The sequence below is a fragment of the Streptomyces bambusae genome (assembly GCF_019400985.1).
Lineage (GTDB): Bacteria > Actinomycetota > Actinomycetes > Streptomycetales > Streptomycetaceae > Streptomyces > Streptomyces bambusae_A.
The window spans coordinates 1-11,868 of sequence record NZ_WTFF01000234.1; the positions used below are offsets into that span (position 1 = coordinate 1).

Genomic DNA, 11,868 nt, shown 5'->3' on the forward strand with positions numbered 1-11,868 from the left:
CGCGGGGGGGCGGGCGGGGCGGGGCGGCGGTGGGAGGGGGGGGCGGTGGGGGGGGGTGGGGGGGGGGGGGGGGGGGGGGGGTGGTGGGGGGCGCGGGGGGGGGGGGGGGGGGGGGGGGGGGGGGGGGGGGGGGGGGGGGGGGGGGGGGTGGGGGGGGGGGGGGGGGGGGGGGGGGGGGGGGGGTTGGGGGGGGGGCGGGGGGGGTGTGGGTGTGCCAGGTGGCGTCGTTGAGCGGGGTCCAGGTGGTGTGTGCGGCGGGGGCCGGGTGGGCGGGGCGGGAGCCCAGGAGGAACTCGCCGACCGAGGACTCCTGGAGGTAGTCCAGGCCCAGGGTGCGGGCGGCCAGGTCGGAGTCGCCGCCGCCGAGGGCGCACGGGGCGAGGCCCATGCCCGTGGCGACCAGGTACATGGTCTGGTAGAGCACGCCGACGTTCTTCAGCGTCGCCGCGTAGGCGATGGAGCGGTACTTCCACGACAGGCGCTGGAAGCGGGAGGTGACGGTGATCAGCACGTCCGGGGTGTCGATGCCGCCCGCCGCGATGCGGGCCACGCCGAGCATGGCGTCGCGGTCGTCCGCGTCGGAGTTGACCAGGACCAGACGGTGCCCGGCCGGGTCGTAGAAGTACATGCCCTGCTCCAGGCCCGCGACGCGGTGGACCGAGAGGTAGAGCTCCAGGTCGTACGAGGCGCCGCCGGTCGGGTACGGGCGGGAGGAGGCCGGGTAGGGCATGCCCTCCTCGGGGCGCGGTCCGGTGACGGCACGGACCCTGGCGGTCCGGTAGAGGAACTCGCCGAGCCGGGCCAGGTCCAGTGGCTCGGCGCCGTGTCCGCGGACGGACTGCCGGGTCTCCAGGACGGTGGTCAGGGGGGCGTCGGCGGCGAGGACGTCCTCCAGCCGGGGGCGGGGCAGCGGGACCACGGGGCCGTCCGGGAGGGGCCTGACCGCGGGGCGGGGCTCGATCACCCCGCGGAAGGGGAACACCCCGCCGACGGGGTAGTCGTGGCGGCCGAACCGGCTGCGGCTGTGGAACAGCAGGTCGTGGAACTCCCACTGGCGCAGGACGTCGTCCCCGTCGGCGGCGAACGTCCCGTCCTCGTCGGCGGTGTCGGCCAGGCCCGTCCCGGTCAGGTGTCCCAGCAGTTCCCGGACGGTCTCGACCGGCAGGCCGAGGGTGCGGGCCTGTTCGGCGGCGGTGGTGACCGCGCCGAGGGCGCCGGCCAGTCGGCGGACGGGCTCGGCCAGCAGCCGGGCCCGGCGCGTGGAGAGCGGGGACTCCAGGACGAGGTCGCCGTCATAGGAGCGCAGGAAGGCGAAGCGGCTGAGGCGGACGGGCGTGTCCGCGCCGACGGCGGCCGGGTGGTGGCCGCCGGCGGGCACCATGGGCTCCAGGCGGAGCGCTTCGGTGCCGTCCACCATGACGTGGTGGCGCAGCAGCCGGCTGAGCCGGGCGAACACCCCGTCGAGCGGGCTGTCGGCCTGCGACGCCGGGGCCGGCCCATGGGCCAGGTCCTCCAGGACGGCGACGACCTCGGCGGGTGCGTTGCGGATGCGGAACCGGGTGCACCCGCCGAAGGTGACGTGGACGGCGTCCGGTTCGGAGCGGACGCCGACGCCGGAGGTGAAGGCGAGGCGGGTCTCGGTGCGTGGGGTGGGCTGGGTCGCCGTGGTCATCGTGGGCTGGGTCGCCGTGGTCATCGCGGTCTCCGGAACGGGTTACAGGAACATGCCGATGGGGTTGAGGTCTTCCTCACGGGTGGGGGTGTCGAGCCAGCCCATGCGGACGGGGGCGTCGTAGAGGCGGCCCGGGGCGAAGCGCGGCCAGAAGTGGCGCAGGCCCGGGACGATCACCTTGACGACGGGCAGGCCGATGTCGGGCCGGGTCTGGTCCAGTACGAGCATCTCCAGGCCTCGTTCCTCCACGACCCGGCGGGCGCGTTCGAGGTCGTCGAGCAGGTCGGTGCTGGGCCGGTAGGGGTGGTCGGCGTAGGTGCGGGCCGGGCCGGGCAGCGGGCGCAGGTAGGGCTGGTTCTCCAGCGTCGCCGTGCTCCACCAGCGGATCTGGTCGGGGTCGTCGAAGGCGTACTCGCCGGTCCCGTCGCTCTGCATGGGCAGGACGGCGCCGATGAACTGGTTCATCTCCGTCAGGGCGCGCGAGACGGCGATCTTCATGTCGAAGTGGGCGCCGAAGGCCAGCAGGATGTCCTCGACGGGCTTGTCGGTGCGCCGCGAGACGGCGGCGGCGACGGGGATGCCGAGGTCGGAGGTGAGGTCGAGGACCCAGGTCTCGCGGCCCAGGTCGCGGTAGGCCTGCTTCCAGCGGCCGAAGTACGGCTCTGCGAAGCTGTCGAGGTCCAGTTCCGGGCGCTGGACGCGGTTGTACCACCACAGGGCGACGCTGTCGCGCTCGACGAGCTCCATGAAGCCCTGGACGGCGGCGTCCTCCAGGCTGGCGCCGGCCGCGTTGCCGTTGGAGTCCGACCAGACCGTGGCCGGGTGGGCGCCGGCCGGGTACTGGTAGTAGAGCTGGGCGGTGGGCAGGTACTTGTGCCGCCGGTGGGTCAGGGACCACACCGGGGTCCACTCGATGCGGGCGTCCTCGTCGAAGGGGGCGGACACGCGGTGGAAGTGGGAGCCGCGGGCGTTCCAGTCGTCGCGGTCGTGGTACTGCTGGTCGCTGTAGAGCTGGATGGCGTTGGGGTGGACGGCGTCGTCGCCCAGCTCGCGGTACGAGGCGGTGATCCGGGCCTCGTCGCCCTGGTGGACGCCCGAGTAGCGCTCGATGGACTCGGCGACGGCGCTGGCCCGGGCCTGGACGTCGCTCATGCCCTTGCCGGAGCTCTGGCTGCGCAGGCCGGCCCGCAGGGCGTCGAGGCCGCCGGAGCCGACGGCGAAGTTGGTGCCGGCGAGGTAGCAGTGCAGCAGGTCGGTGCCGCTGTCCTGTTTGACCAGCTGGGAGATGACGCCGGTGACGGGGCTGACGAGGTGCTCGTGGTCGGCCAGCAGCCGGGCCGGGTCCTTCGTACGGTGTCCGCCGTCCTGGACGGCGGCGTCCTTGGTGCGGCTGCGCAGCTCGACCGGCTTCAGGGCGCGCCGGGCCACGATGCCGGGGTCACCGCAGGAGGGGCACTGGGGCCGGCGGGAGAGCCGGTGGCGGCGGCCTTCGAGGGTGAGGGTGTCGAGGCCGAAGACTTCGGCCAGTTCGGGTCCGCGGATGCCGGCGAACCACTTGGCGGCCTGTACGGCGGCCAGGTGCGCGGCGGCCGAGACGGTGCCGGGCAGGCCGGCGAGGGCGGTGACCGGGGGCCGGTCGGCGCCGGTGGACTGCTGGACGAAGGAGGTGACGAGCCGGTTGCCCGCGAGCCGGTGGGCCAGGCAGTCCCAGCAGCCGCTCTCACCGGGCTGGAACAGCGGGCCGACCCAGGTCTCGGTGCCGACCGGGCGCACCAGGAGCCAGGGGCGGCCGGAGGCCAGCGCGCGCTTGTTGAGGTCGGCGAGGTCGGGGTGGAGGTAGTCGTCGGTGAGGACGACGGTCAGCCGGGGGTCGGCGGCGTCCGGGTCCAGGCCCATGGCGCGGGCGGCGCCGGTGAACCAGGCGGGGTCGGCGGCGCCGAGGGCGACGACCTCGACGGGCGCGGCGTGGAGCTGCCGGCGGGCCTGGTCGGCGTCGAGGCCGGCGAGTTCCCAGAAGCCTCCGGAGCGTTCGTCGTCGTCGGTGTCGCTGCCGCTGCCGCCGGCCTCGGCCGTGACGACGTGGCCGGCCGTGACGAGCCGGTCGAGGTTGCGGGCGACACGGTCGGCGTCGAAGTCGGGTGCGAGGGCGTCGAGGATCGCTTCGCGGGTGTGCTGTCCGTCCAGCAGCGGGGCGAGGCGCTCGGCCAGCGCACCGCGCAGGACGGTCTGGCGCTGTTCGGACACCAGGAACACGCCCTCGCCCGGGAGCACTTGCGCGTTGGTCGACCTTTTGAACCGCAGGATGCGGGGCATGCGTTGTCTCCTTGGGAAGCGGCGAGGGCGGCAGCAGGGAATGGTCGTGCGGGCGGAGCAGGGTGGGCAGGGCGGGGGGACGGCCGGGCCGTACGAGGGGGAGCGTGTGTGCGGCCCGGCCGTTCCAGGGCCTCGGGCAGCCGTCCGTGCGGTGCGGTCCACGGTGACGCGGCCGGATGGGTACGGGCGGTGCGGCCGCCGGCGGGGCGCGATGCGCAAGGGCCGGCGGGGCTGTCGGGCGCCCGGTGCGGGAGCGGCGGGGGCCCGGTGGGGCCGTGCCCGAGGGAAGGGCCCGTGATCACGCGGCCGGCCGTGCCGGGCCGCGGTGGGTGGTGCGGTGCGCGGTGGTGCGGTGCGCGGTGGTGCGGTGCGCGGTGGTGCGTGACGTGCGGGGTGCCGTGGCGGTCCGTGGGCCGGACCGCCGGATCAGGTGACCGGGCAGGTCAGGCAGCCGGCGGTGCTGAGGGTGTAGGCGCCGGCCGAGGCGTCGTCCAGGTCCTCGATCTCGACCTCGGCCTCGTCCGCGCGGACGGTCAGCGGGTCGGTCTTCTTCTCGTTCATGGTGGGGCTTCCTTCCGTGGGTGGATGGTGGATGGATGTGCGGGCGGCTACGGAATGCACATGTTGGTCAGCTTGGAGGCGGCGCAGGCGAACGCGGCGGACGCCTCCAGGTCCTCGACCTCGACATCGAGGTCTTCGTCGGCGCTGACGGTGGTCGGTTCGGTGTGCTCGGGCACGGCTTTCCTCCTGATGAGGTGGTCAGGCGGTCCAGCAGGCCATGCCGGTACCGAGGGTGTACGGGGCGGCCCAGACGGATCCGTCGGCCAGGTCCTCGAACTCGATGTCGAAGTCCTGGGCCCGGAGGGCGACCGGGTCGGGGGCGAGATCGTCCATGACGGGTCCTCAGATCTCGTAGCAGAAACGGGTGCCGATGGTTCCGAGGCAGCTCATGGCGCCGGATTCGGTCAGTTCTTCGACCTCGATCTCGGCGCCGCCCGCCGTGGCGGCGGCAGCGGTGTCGGCCGGGCTGTCGGCCATCAGCTGACCAGCGAGCTCATGGTGCCGACGGTGCTGGCGCAGCCCGCCGCGGCGGACGCCTCCAGGTCTTCGACCTCGACGTCGGGGCCGTCCGTGCCGGCCGGCGCCGGGTCTGCGGTGGTGTCGTTCATGGATTCCTTCTTTCTGTTCGGGTCGGCCGGGTCCGGGGGTCGGACCGGCACACGGGGAAGTGCTCAGCCCTCGTCGTTCTGGGTGAAGCAGGCGGAGGTGCCGATGCAGAACATGCAGGCCGTGGCGGCCGCGTTCTTCGCCTCCAGTTCCTCGACGTCGATGTCGGCGCCGTCGTGGGAAGCGTGCTCGGGCGTGGTGCTCATGAGGGGTGTCCTCTCCGGTGAAGGGTTCGGGTGGTCAGGAGACCTTGGTGCTGGAGCAGGCGATGGTGCCGAAGGTGCTGACGGCCGTGGTGCCGGGCTCGCCGCCGGCGAGCTCCTCGATGGCCAGGTCCTGCGCCACGTCGACGGGGGCCTGCTCGGTGTTCTGCGGGTTCTCGGACATGGGTGTTTCCTTCCTTTCGGGCGCGCCGGCCGGCGCGCTCCGGGGGGTGTCGTTCCGCGACCCCGGCCGGTGCCGGGTGCGGTGTCGGTCCTCAGACGAGGACCCAGTGCGGGTCGTCCGGACCCGCCGGCCACTGACCGGTTCCCAGGGGGAGGTCATCTGCGGGGTCGGAATCGTCGTGAAAACGTACGGCCGACATTGCCTCAAAGCTGTTCACGTCCGGAATTCCTTTCACAGATTCGGTACGGACGGCGGGTGGTGACGGAAAGTCGCTCAGTGACCCCAGGTCACGTCGTCCTGGACCGGCCCGTCGCCGTCCAGCCCGGCGGAGACGGGCGGGAGGGTCGTCCCGGTCAGGGGGAGGGTGTCGGCGTGGGCGGGAGCCGCCGTGAACACCGCGGCCACAACCGCGGCCGTCGTCGCGACGATCTGGAGGAGACGGATGCCGATCACGCGTTTTCCCCTACTTTCATGTTTCTGGACGATGGAATGCAGCGTCTTCGCGCCATTTTCTTGACCCGGTGTCAGCGGCTTTCCCTACCGGCTGACAGGTCCAACTCTGGCCCGGGATCAGAACGGATGGAAGAGGTTCCCGGTGGACGGATTTCCCGCTGTCATAAGTCGGCCAGGGGCGGCGATCCGGTCGTAGTACTGGGGCACCAGCCCGACCTGGCGGTCGAGCAGGGCCGCGCCGCGCAGCTCGGGCGAGGCGGCCAGGGCCCGCCGGCACAGGGCATCGGCGGCCTCTTCGGCCTGTTCGAGTCGGTCAGCCAGGAGAAACAGGCCGAGCACGGGGCCGCCGGGGGCGTCCGGATGGACGGTGACGTGCTCCAGCCGGTCGCCGGGGCGGGCCGCGGCACGGACCAGGTCGGCGGTACCGGACGGAAGTAACCGGTCCGCTTCCAGCCGGAGTTTGAGGTGAATGAGGTACATGGATCAGATCGTGGCCCTGCGCTATATTTGCGCGCCAGGGGGACGGTGGGGGTCATTTATGCCATTGCATAAAGCGGCCGGCCCACTCGCGTGACAAATCCGCACGCGGCGAAGTAAGACCGCGCACCGACCGGGAGAACGAGGAGCGGATGCTGCAGACCTTGGGCCTGGATCCCATAGCCGAGCAGGTCTATCGCGTCATGCTGAAACACCCTCAGCACGGCGTACTCCAACTGGCGGACCAGCTCGGAATCGTCGAGCCGGACGTCCGTGCCGCCCTGGACCGGCTGAGCGCCCTGGCACTGATCCGCTCCTCCGAGTACTCCCCCAGCGGATTCGCCCCTCTCGGGCCCGAGGCCGCCATGAACCTCCTGCTCGCCCGGCAGCAGGAGCGGCTGGCCCTCTCCCAGGCCGCGGCGGCGCAGCTGATCGCCGACTGCGCGAGCGTCCAGCCGCAGACCTCGGCCGAGAGCGAGTCCCTGTCGGGCATCGAGGTGATCCGCGCCCGGCTGTGCCAGCTCAGTGCCGAGGTCACCAGCGAGGTCATGACCTTCGCCCCCGGCGGGGCCCATCCGGAGGCCGACCTACGGGCCAGCCGGGAGCCGAACGAGCAGCTGCTCGACCGCGGGGTGCGCATGCGCACCATCTATCTGGACAGCGTCCGCAACGACGCGGCGACACAGGAGCACGTCGCCTGGCTGAGCCGGCGCGGCGGCCAGGTCAGGACCACCACGTCACTGCCGGTCCGCATGATCATCATGGACCGGCGGATCGCGGTACTGCCCGTGAACACCACCGACGCCCATGCGGGCGCCGTCGTCCTGCACGGGGCGGGCACGGTCACCGCGCTGTGCGCGCTGTTCGAGTCGACGTGGGCGCAGGCCGCGCCGCTGGGGTCGGTTCCGGTGTACGACGCGCAGGGGCGCAGCCAGCAGGAGAAGGAGGTCGTCCAGATGCTGGCGGAGGGCATGACCGACGAGTCGATCGCCAAGCGCCTGGGCGTCTCCCCCAGGACCGCCCGGCGTATCGCGGCCGACCTCATGGAACGGCTGGACGCGCGCAGCCGGTTCGAGGCGGGCGTCCACGCCGTACAGGACGGCTGGCTGCCCTCCACCCGCTGACTCCGCCGGGGCCTGTCCGGCGGCTCGGGGCCGGACAGGCCCCGGCGGCCACGGGAGGAGGGCGGACCGGTCATCGCGCCGCTCGCTCCTGCGGCTGCCGGCTGCTGCCTCTCCCGGCCGCATCGGCGTCGTGCAGGCGCGTGAGGTAGGTGTGGGCGTCGGGGAGGGTTTCCAGCAGGGTCTGCTGGTGGCGCTTGATGCGGGCGAAGTGGGACTCGGCCGCGAGGAGGGCGCGCGGGTGGCGGGCCAGGGCCGGGGGCGGGGGCGGGGTGGCCGTGCGGGGGGCGAGGGCCGACAGGAGGGTGCGCAGGGGGAGTTCGTCGGGGGTCGGCGACAGGCCGGCCCGGTGGGCCTCCACGGCGGCCCGGGCCGTGTCGGACAGGGGCAGCGCGTGGCGGTACGGATGCCGCAGGCGTACGAGGTCCAGGGCGCGCTCGTGCAGAGCAGCCGCGGCCTGGTTGAAGCGGGCCGCGGGGGACTGCGGGCCGCCGGGGGCCTGCGGGCCGCCAGGGGACTGCGGGCGGCCGGAGGACTGCGGGCCGCCGGGGGACGGGAAGTCGCGGACCAGGCGGTCCAGGAGTTCCAGGGTGTCGGCGTGGTCCTCTGCGAACGGGTCGGTGAAGCCGGCTGCCGCGCCGAGGGCCACGCAGTTGTTCACCCAGGCGCGGCGGGGGCGGCCGGGGCGGTGGCGGGTGTGGGTGACGGTGGGGGCTGCCGACTCGTGCGGGGCGAGGGTGGCCAGGAGGGTACGGGTCGCCTCGTCGGGGGTGGTGCGGGCGCTCGCGTACGCGAGGCCGGTGCCGTAGCGGCCGAGGAGGGGGCGGCGCCAGGTCCAGCCGGCGTCGGGGAGCCCGGTGGCGGTGGTGTACGGCTCGACGCCGTGCAGGGCGCTGTCGTGCGGGACCGTCAGGGTGACGCTGCTGTCGGTGGGGACGCGGTCGCCGGCGTCGACGAACGGCTCGGCCAGCAGGCCCTCGATCAGCAGGCGGTCCTCGCCCGTGCAGTCGAGGAACAGGCCGCCGGTGAGGATGCCGCGGGTGGTGCGCAGCGCGGTCACCGTGCCGTCGGTGTCGCGCAGGGCGCCCAGCAGGTCCCCGGTAAGGAGGCGGACGCCTTTGGTCCGGACCGCCTTTCTGCGCAGGAAATGGGTCAGCATGGTGGCGTCGGCGTGCCAGCCGTAGGGAATTGCGGCGCGGCCGTCCAGCCAGCGCGGTGATTTCTTCGCGTCCATGAGCGGGGGCTCGCGGAAACAGGCGTGGTCGAGGGGTTCTACGGTGCGGCCCAGGGCGCGGTCGAGGGCCCAGGCGTCGGAGAGCGGGAATCCTTCGCAGGACGGTACCGAGGGGCTGTGCGGAATGTAGACGTGGGTGTCGGGCGTGGGCCGGTGCGCGTATTTGACGGCCGCGGAGAAGGAGGCGTCGCTCGCGCGCATCCACACGTCCTCGGACACGCCCAGCGGGTCGAACAGGGCCCGCTGCACCGCCGGGGCCAGGGACGTGACCTGGGAGGCCGGGCGGTGGGGGGTCTCCAGGACCGTGACGCGGACCGTGCCGGTGAAGGCCGCGGCGAGCCGGGCGGCGGCGATCCAGGCGGTCAGGGTGCCGCCGACCACCACGACGTCCGGGGCGGGGGCGGCGGGCCCGGCGGCGGGCGTGCCGGGGGTTTCGGAATCCGCGTACGTGTCCATGGCGGGAGTGTTCTGCATTCGTCTGTATTCCGTCTATGGAGCATATATGGAGCGTCTCTGCCGGCGGTGCAAGGCGGAAAGGAGATCGCGTATAGCGGGTGCGCCGAATCTGTTGGTGCGGGACCTGAACGGGCCCGACACCGACAGGAGGAAAGAAATGTTCGACAAGCCCCAGGTCCAGCACCCTCTGGATGTCCTGACCGAGATCGAGAACAAAGCGGCAATGGATCAGGAGCTGTTGCTGCGCGACAGCGGGACGCCGTGGGCCGACCTGCTCGCGGACTACGTGGACGCACTCAACGACCTGGCCGTTCAGGGCACGGCGGAGAACGGCTACATCGCGACCTACGGTCTCGACGAGGGGCACGCGGGGGGCTGCGGCTGACGGGGCCTCAGCGCAAGGGAGGCGGCCCCGGTGGGATCCACCGGGGCCGCCCCGAAGCCAAGCGTGGCCGCGGGCGAGCCGGACGTGGCCGCGGGCGAGCTGCGGGCCGAGCCTTCGGCGAAGCCGTGGATGTGGCCGGAGCCGAGCCGGACGTGGCCGGGGGCCGAGCCGAACCTGGCCGGGGGCCGAGCCGAACCTGGCCGGGGGCCGAGCTGAGGGGCCGAGCCGCGGACGTGGCCGGGGGCCGAGCCGCCGACGAAACCGTGGACGTGGACGTGGGCCGAGCCGCCGGCGAAACGGTGGACGTGGCCGTGAGCCGAGCCGAGAACGTGGCCGCAGGCCGAGCCGCCGACGAAACCGTGGACGTGGACGTGGGCCGAGCCGGACGTGGCCGGGGGCCGAGCCGCCGGCGAAACCGTGGACGTGGCCCGGAGCCGAGCCACCGACGAAACCGTGGACGTGACCGGAGGCCGAGCCGTCGGCAAAACGGTGGCCGTGAGCCGAGCCGAGCGTGGCCGCAGGCCGAACCGTCGGCGAAGCCGTGGACGTGGCCGCGGGCCGAACCGGACGTGGCCGCGGACCGAGCCGCCGGCGAAACCGTGGACGTGGCCGTGAGCCGAGCCGAACGTGGCCGCAGGCCGAACCGTGGGCCGAGCCGCCGGCGAAGCCGGGGACGTGGCTGTGAGCCAAGCCGTGGACGTGGCCGCGGGCCGAACCGGACGTGGCCGCGGGCGAGCTGTGGGCCGAGCCTTCGGCGAAGCCGTGGACGTGGGCCGAGCCGAACGTGGACGTGCGCCGAGCCGTCGGCGAAACGGTGGACGTGGCCATGGCCGTGAGCCGAGCCGAACGTGGCCGCAGGCCGAGCCGCCGGCGAAACCGTGGACGTGGGCGTGGGCCAAGCCGAACGTGACCGCCGGCCGAGCTGTGGGCCAAGCCGAACGTGACCGCCGGCCGAGCTGTGGGCCAAGCCGAACGTGACCGCCGGCCGAGCTGTGGGCCGAGCCGTCGGCGAAGCCGTGGACGTGGCTGCGGGCCAAGCCACGGGCGAGCGGTGGACCTGACCGCCAGCCGAGCCACGGGCGAACCGTGGACCTGACCGCCAGGCAGGTCAGCAGGTGAGGGCGCGGGTGCGGGTGGAGAGGCGGACCAGGGAGGACAGGCGGTAGCGGGGCTCGGTGCCCTCGGTGGGCCGGCCGGGCTCCAGGAGGCGGGCGTCGGTGAGCCGGTCCAGGACGTCCTCGGCCTCGACATCCGGGAGCCCGAGCACGGCGGCGGCGTCCGCCGGGGTGAGGACGCGCAGGCCGGTGGCGGTGAGCGCGTCCAGGGCGGCGGCGGTGGGCCCGTCGAGGGTATCCAGGGCGGGGCGCAGCGCGGCCGCCAGGTCCAGGCTGCCGATGCGGAGTTCGGCCAGGCGGCGGTCCTCGGCGGCCAGCCGGGAGGCGAGGCGGGCCACCGTCCAGTCCGGGCGGTCGGCGAGTCGGGAGGCGGCGATGCGCAGGGCGAGCGGGAGCCGGTCGCAGTACTCGGCGACCCGGGCGACGGACACGGGGTCGGGGGCGAGGCGGTCGGGGCCGGCAATCCGGGCGAGGAGGCGGGTCGCCTCGGCGGGGGTCATCGGGCCGAGGCGGACCCGGCGGGTGCCGGCGAGGGTGGCCAGGTCGGGGCGGATGCCGGTGACGACGGTACGGGAGCCACCCGCGCCGGGCAGGAGCGGGCGGACCTGGGTGTCGTCGGCGGCGTTGTCGAGGACGACGAGCATGCGGCGGGCCGCCAGGAGCGTGCGGTAGAGCTGGGCGCGCTCGTCGAGCCCCTCGGGGATCCGGTCCGGGGCGGTGCCGAGGGCGTGCAGGAACCAGCCGAGGACCTGCCGGGGCGGGCGGGGCGTGCCGTCGGGGCCGCGCAGGTCGGCGTAGAGCTGGCCCTCGGGGAAGTCGGGGCGGGCGTCTTCGGCGGTGCGCAGGGCCAGGGCGGACTTGCCGGTGCCGGGCGCACCGGTGACCAGCACGTCCTGCCCCGACCGCAACGCTCCGAGGGCCTCGGCGAGTTCGTCCTCGCGCCCGGTGAAGTCGCCGGGGGCGGCAGGGGTTCCCGTGGGGACGGGTCCCGTAGGGGCGGGCGCGGGTACGGCGGGCAGGCCCACGGCCGGCGCCGCCGCCGGGGCCGCGGGCCCCGCCGGAGCGGCGGCCCAGGCCTGGGCCGGGTG

Annotated in this window: 14 protein-coding genes and 1 pseudogene; 2 read left to right on the forward strand and 13 right to left on the reverse strand. The window is 74.1% G+C overall.

Annotated features, from left to right (window positions below):
- The 11 genes from GPJ59_RS26210 to GPJ59_RS26235 form a co-directional block, all read right to left on the reverse strand.
- The coding region (locus GPJ59_RS26210; protein WP_219670165.1) for a SagB/ThcOx family dehydrogenase at positions 1–1,696 on the reverse strand (1,696 nt) is incomplete at its 3' end.
- A gap of 18 nt (positions 1,697–1,714) precedes the next feature.
- Complete coding sequence (locus GPJ59_RS26215) at positions 1,715–3,985, reverse strand: TOMM precursor leader peptide-binding protein (RefSeq protein ID WP_219670166.1); 2,271 nt, start codon at positions 3,983–3,985, stop codon at positions 1,715–1,717.
- A 426-nt stretch (positions 3,986–4,411) separates the two neighbouring features.
- Positions 4,412–4,546 carry a hypothetical protein gene (locus GPJ59_RS37800; RefSeq protein ID WP_258024930.1) on the reverse strand — a complete coding sequence of 45 codons (135 nt, stop codon included), beginning with the start codon at positions 4,544–4,546 and terminating at the stop codon, positions 4,412–4,414.
- Between the two features lie 47 nt (positions 4,547–4,593).
- Positions 4,594–4,722, reverse strand: coding sequence for a hypothetical protein (locus tag GPJ59_RS37805; protein ID WP_258024931.1), 129 nt, complete (start codon positions 4,720–4,722; stop codon positions 4,594–4,596).
- 22 nt (positions 4,723–4,744) lie between these two features.
- The gene (locus tag GPJ59_RS37810) at positions 4,745–4,879 is read right to left on the reverse strand and encodes a hypothetical protein (RefSeq protein ID WP_258024932.1); all 135 of its coding nucleotides are present in this window, start codon (positions 4,877–4,879) and stop codon (positions 4,745–4,747) included.
- A 9-nt stretch (positions 4,880–4,888) separates the two neighbouring features.
- Positions 4,889–5,023 (reverse strand): hypothetical protein, encoded by a 135-nt coding sequence (locus GPJ59_RS37815; protein WP_258024933.1) that lies wholly within the window; start codon positions 5,021–5,023, stop codon positions 4,889–4,891.
- Complete coding sequence (locus tag GPJ59_RS37820; protein WP_258024934.1) at positions 5,023–5,154, reverse strand: hypothetical protein; 132 nt, start codon at positions 5,152–5,154, stop codon at positions 5,023–5,025. Before GPJ59_RS37820 ends, GPJ59_RS37815 begins: the two co-directional genes overlap by 1 nt.
- 63 nt (positions 5,155–5,217) lie before the next feature.
- The gene (locus GPJ59_RS26220) at positions 5,218–5,358 is read right to left on the reverse strand and encodes a hypothetical protein (RefSeq protein WP_219670167.1); all 141 of its coding nucleotides are present in this window, start codon (positions 5,356–5,358) and stop codon (positions 5,218–5,220) included.
- Between the two features lie 34 nt (positions 5,359–5,392).
- Positions 5,393–5,539 (reverse strand): hypothetical protein, encoded by a 147-nt coding sequence (locus GPJ59_RS26225; RefSeq protein ID WP_219670168.1) that lies wholly within the window; start codon positions 5,537–5,539, stop codon positions 5,393–5,395.
- Between the two features lie 273 nt (positions 5,540–5,812).
- A complete protein-coding gene (locus GPJ59_RS26230) occupies positions 5,813–5,992 on the reverse strand; it encodes a hypothetical protein (RefSeq protein WP_219670169.1) in 180 nt (59 codons plus the stop codon).
- A 117-nt stretch (positions 5,993–6,109) separates the two neighbouring features.
- Positions 6,110–6,472 carry a hypothetical protein gene (locus GPJ59_RS26235; protein ID WP_219670170.1) on the reverse strand — a complete coding sequence of 121 codons (363 nt, stop codon included), beginning with the start codon at positions 6,470–6,472 and terminating at the stop codon, positions 6,110–6,112.
- Positions 6,473–6,621: 149 nt separating this feature from the next.
- Here GPJ59_RS26235 and GPJ59_RS26240 point away from each other — a divergent pair, with 149 nt between their 5' ends.
- Positions 6,622–7,593 (forward strand): helix-turn-helix domain-containing protein, encoded by a 972-nt coding sequence (locus GPJ59_RS26240; protein ID WP_219670171.1) that lies wholly within the window; start codon positions 6,622–6,624, stop codon positions 7,591–7,593.
- 70 nt (positions 7,594–7,663) lie between these two features.
- On the opposite strand, the gene GPJ59_RS26245 is transcribed toward GPJ59_RS26240, so the two are convergent.
- Positions 7,664–9,298, reverse strand: a complete 1,635-nt coding sequence (locus tag GPJ59_RS26245) for a tryptophan 7-halogenase (protein ID WP_219670172.1) — start codon at positions 9,296–9,298, stop codon at positions 7,664–7,666.
- Positions 9,299–9,437: 139 nt separating this feature from the next.
- On the opposite strand from GPJ59_RS26245, the gene GPJ59_RS26250 reads away from it, so the two are divergent.
- A complete protein-coding gene (locus GPJ59_RS26250; RefSeq protein WP_219670173.1) occupies positions 9,438–9,665 on the forward strand; it encodes a DUF6269 family protein in 228 nt (75 codons plus the stop codon).
- Positions 9,666–10,773: 1,108 nt separating this feature from the next.
- Here the strand turns inward: GPJ59_RS26250 and GPJ59_RS26255 are convergent.
- Positions 10,774–11,868 (reverse strand): annotated as a pseudogene (locus GPJ59_RS26255) (AfsR/SARP family transcriptional regulator); the annotation flags it as partial.

What these genes read in the sequence shown, in the direction of transcription:
- GPJ59_RS26215 (WP_219670166.1), bottom strand. Translation starts at nt 3,985, where the DNA reads ATGCCCCGCATCCTGCGGTTCAAAAGGTCGACCAACGCGCAAGTGCTC.
- GPJ59_RS37800 (WP_258024930.1), bottom strand. Translation starts at nt 4,546, where the DNA reads ATGAACGAGAAGAAGACCGACCCGCTGACCGTCCGCGCGGACGAGGCC.
- GPJ59_RS37810 (WP_258024932.1), bottom strand. Translation starts at nt 4,879, where the DNA reads ATGGACGATCTCGCCCCCGACCCGGTCGCCCTCCGGGCCCAGGACTTC.
- GPJ59_RS37815 (WP_258024933.1), bottom strand. Translation starts at nt 5,023, where the DNA reads ATGGCCGACAGCCCGGCCGACACCGCTGCCGCCGCCACGGCGGGCGGC.
- GPJ59_RS37820 (WP_258024934.1), bottom strand. Translation starts at nt 5,154, where the DNA reads ATGAACGACACCACCGCAGACCCGGCGCCGGCCGGCACGGACGGCCCC.
- GPJ59_RS26220 (WP_219670167.1), bottom strand. Translation starts at nt 5,358, where the DNA reads ATGAGCACCACGCCCGAGCACGCTTCCCACGACGGCGCCGACATCGAC.
- GPJ59_RS26225 (WP_219670168.1), bottom strand. Translation starts at nt 5,539, where the DNA reads ATGTCCGAGAACCCGCAGAACACCGAGCAGGCCCCCGTCGACGTGGCG.
- GPJ59_RS26235 (WP_219670170.1), bottom strand. Translation starts at nt 6,472, where the DNA reads ATGTACCTCATTCACCTCAAACTCCGGCTGGAAGCGGACCGGTTACTT.
- GPJ59_RS26240 (WP_219670171.1), top strand. Translation starts at nt 6,622, where the DNA reads ATGCTGCAGACCTTGGGCCTGGATCCCATAGCCGAGCAGGTCTATCGC.
- GPJ59_RS26245 (WP_219670172.1), bottom strand. Translation starts at nt 9,298, where the DNA reads ATGCAGAACACTCCCGCCATGGACACGTACGCGGATTCCGAAACCCCC.
- GPJ59_RS26250 (WP_219670173.1), top strand. Translation starts at nt 9,438, where the DNA reads ATGTTCGACAAGCCCCAGGTCCAGCACCCTCTGGATGTCCTGACCGAG.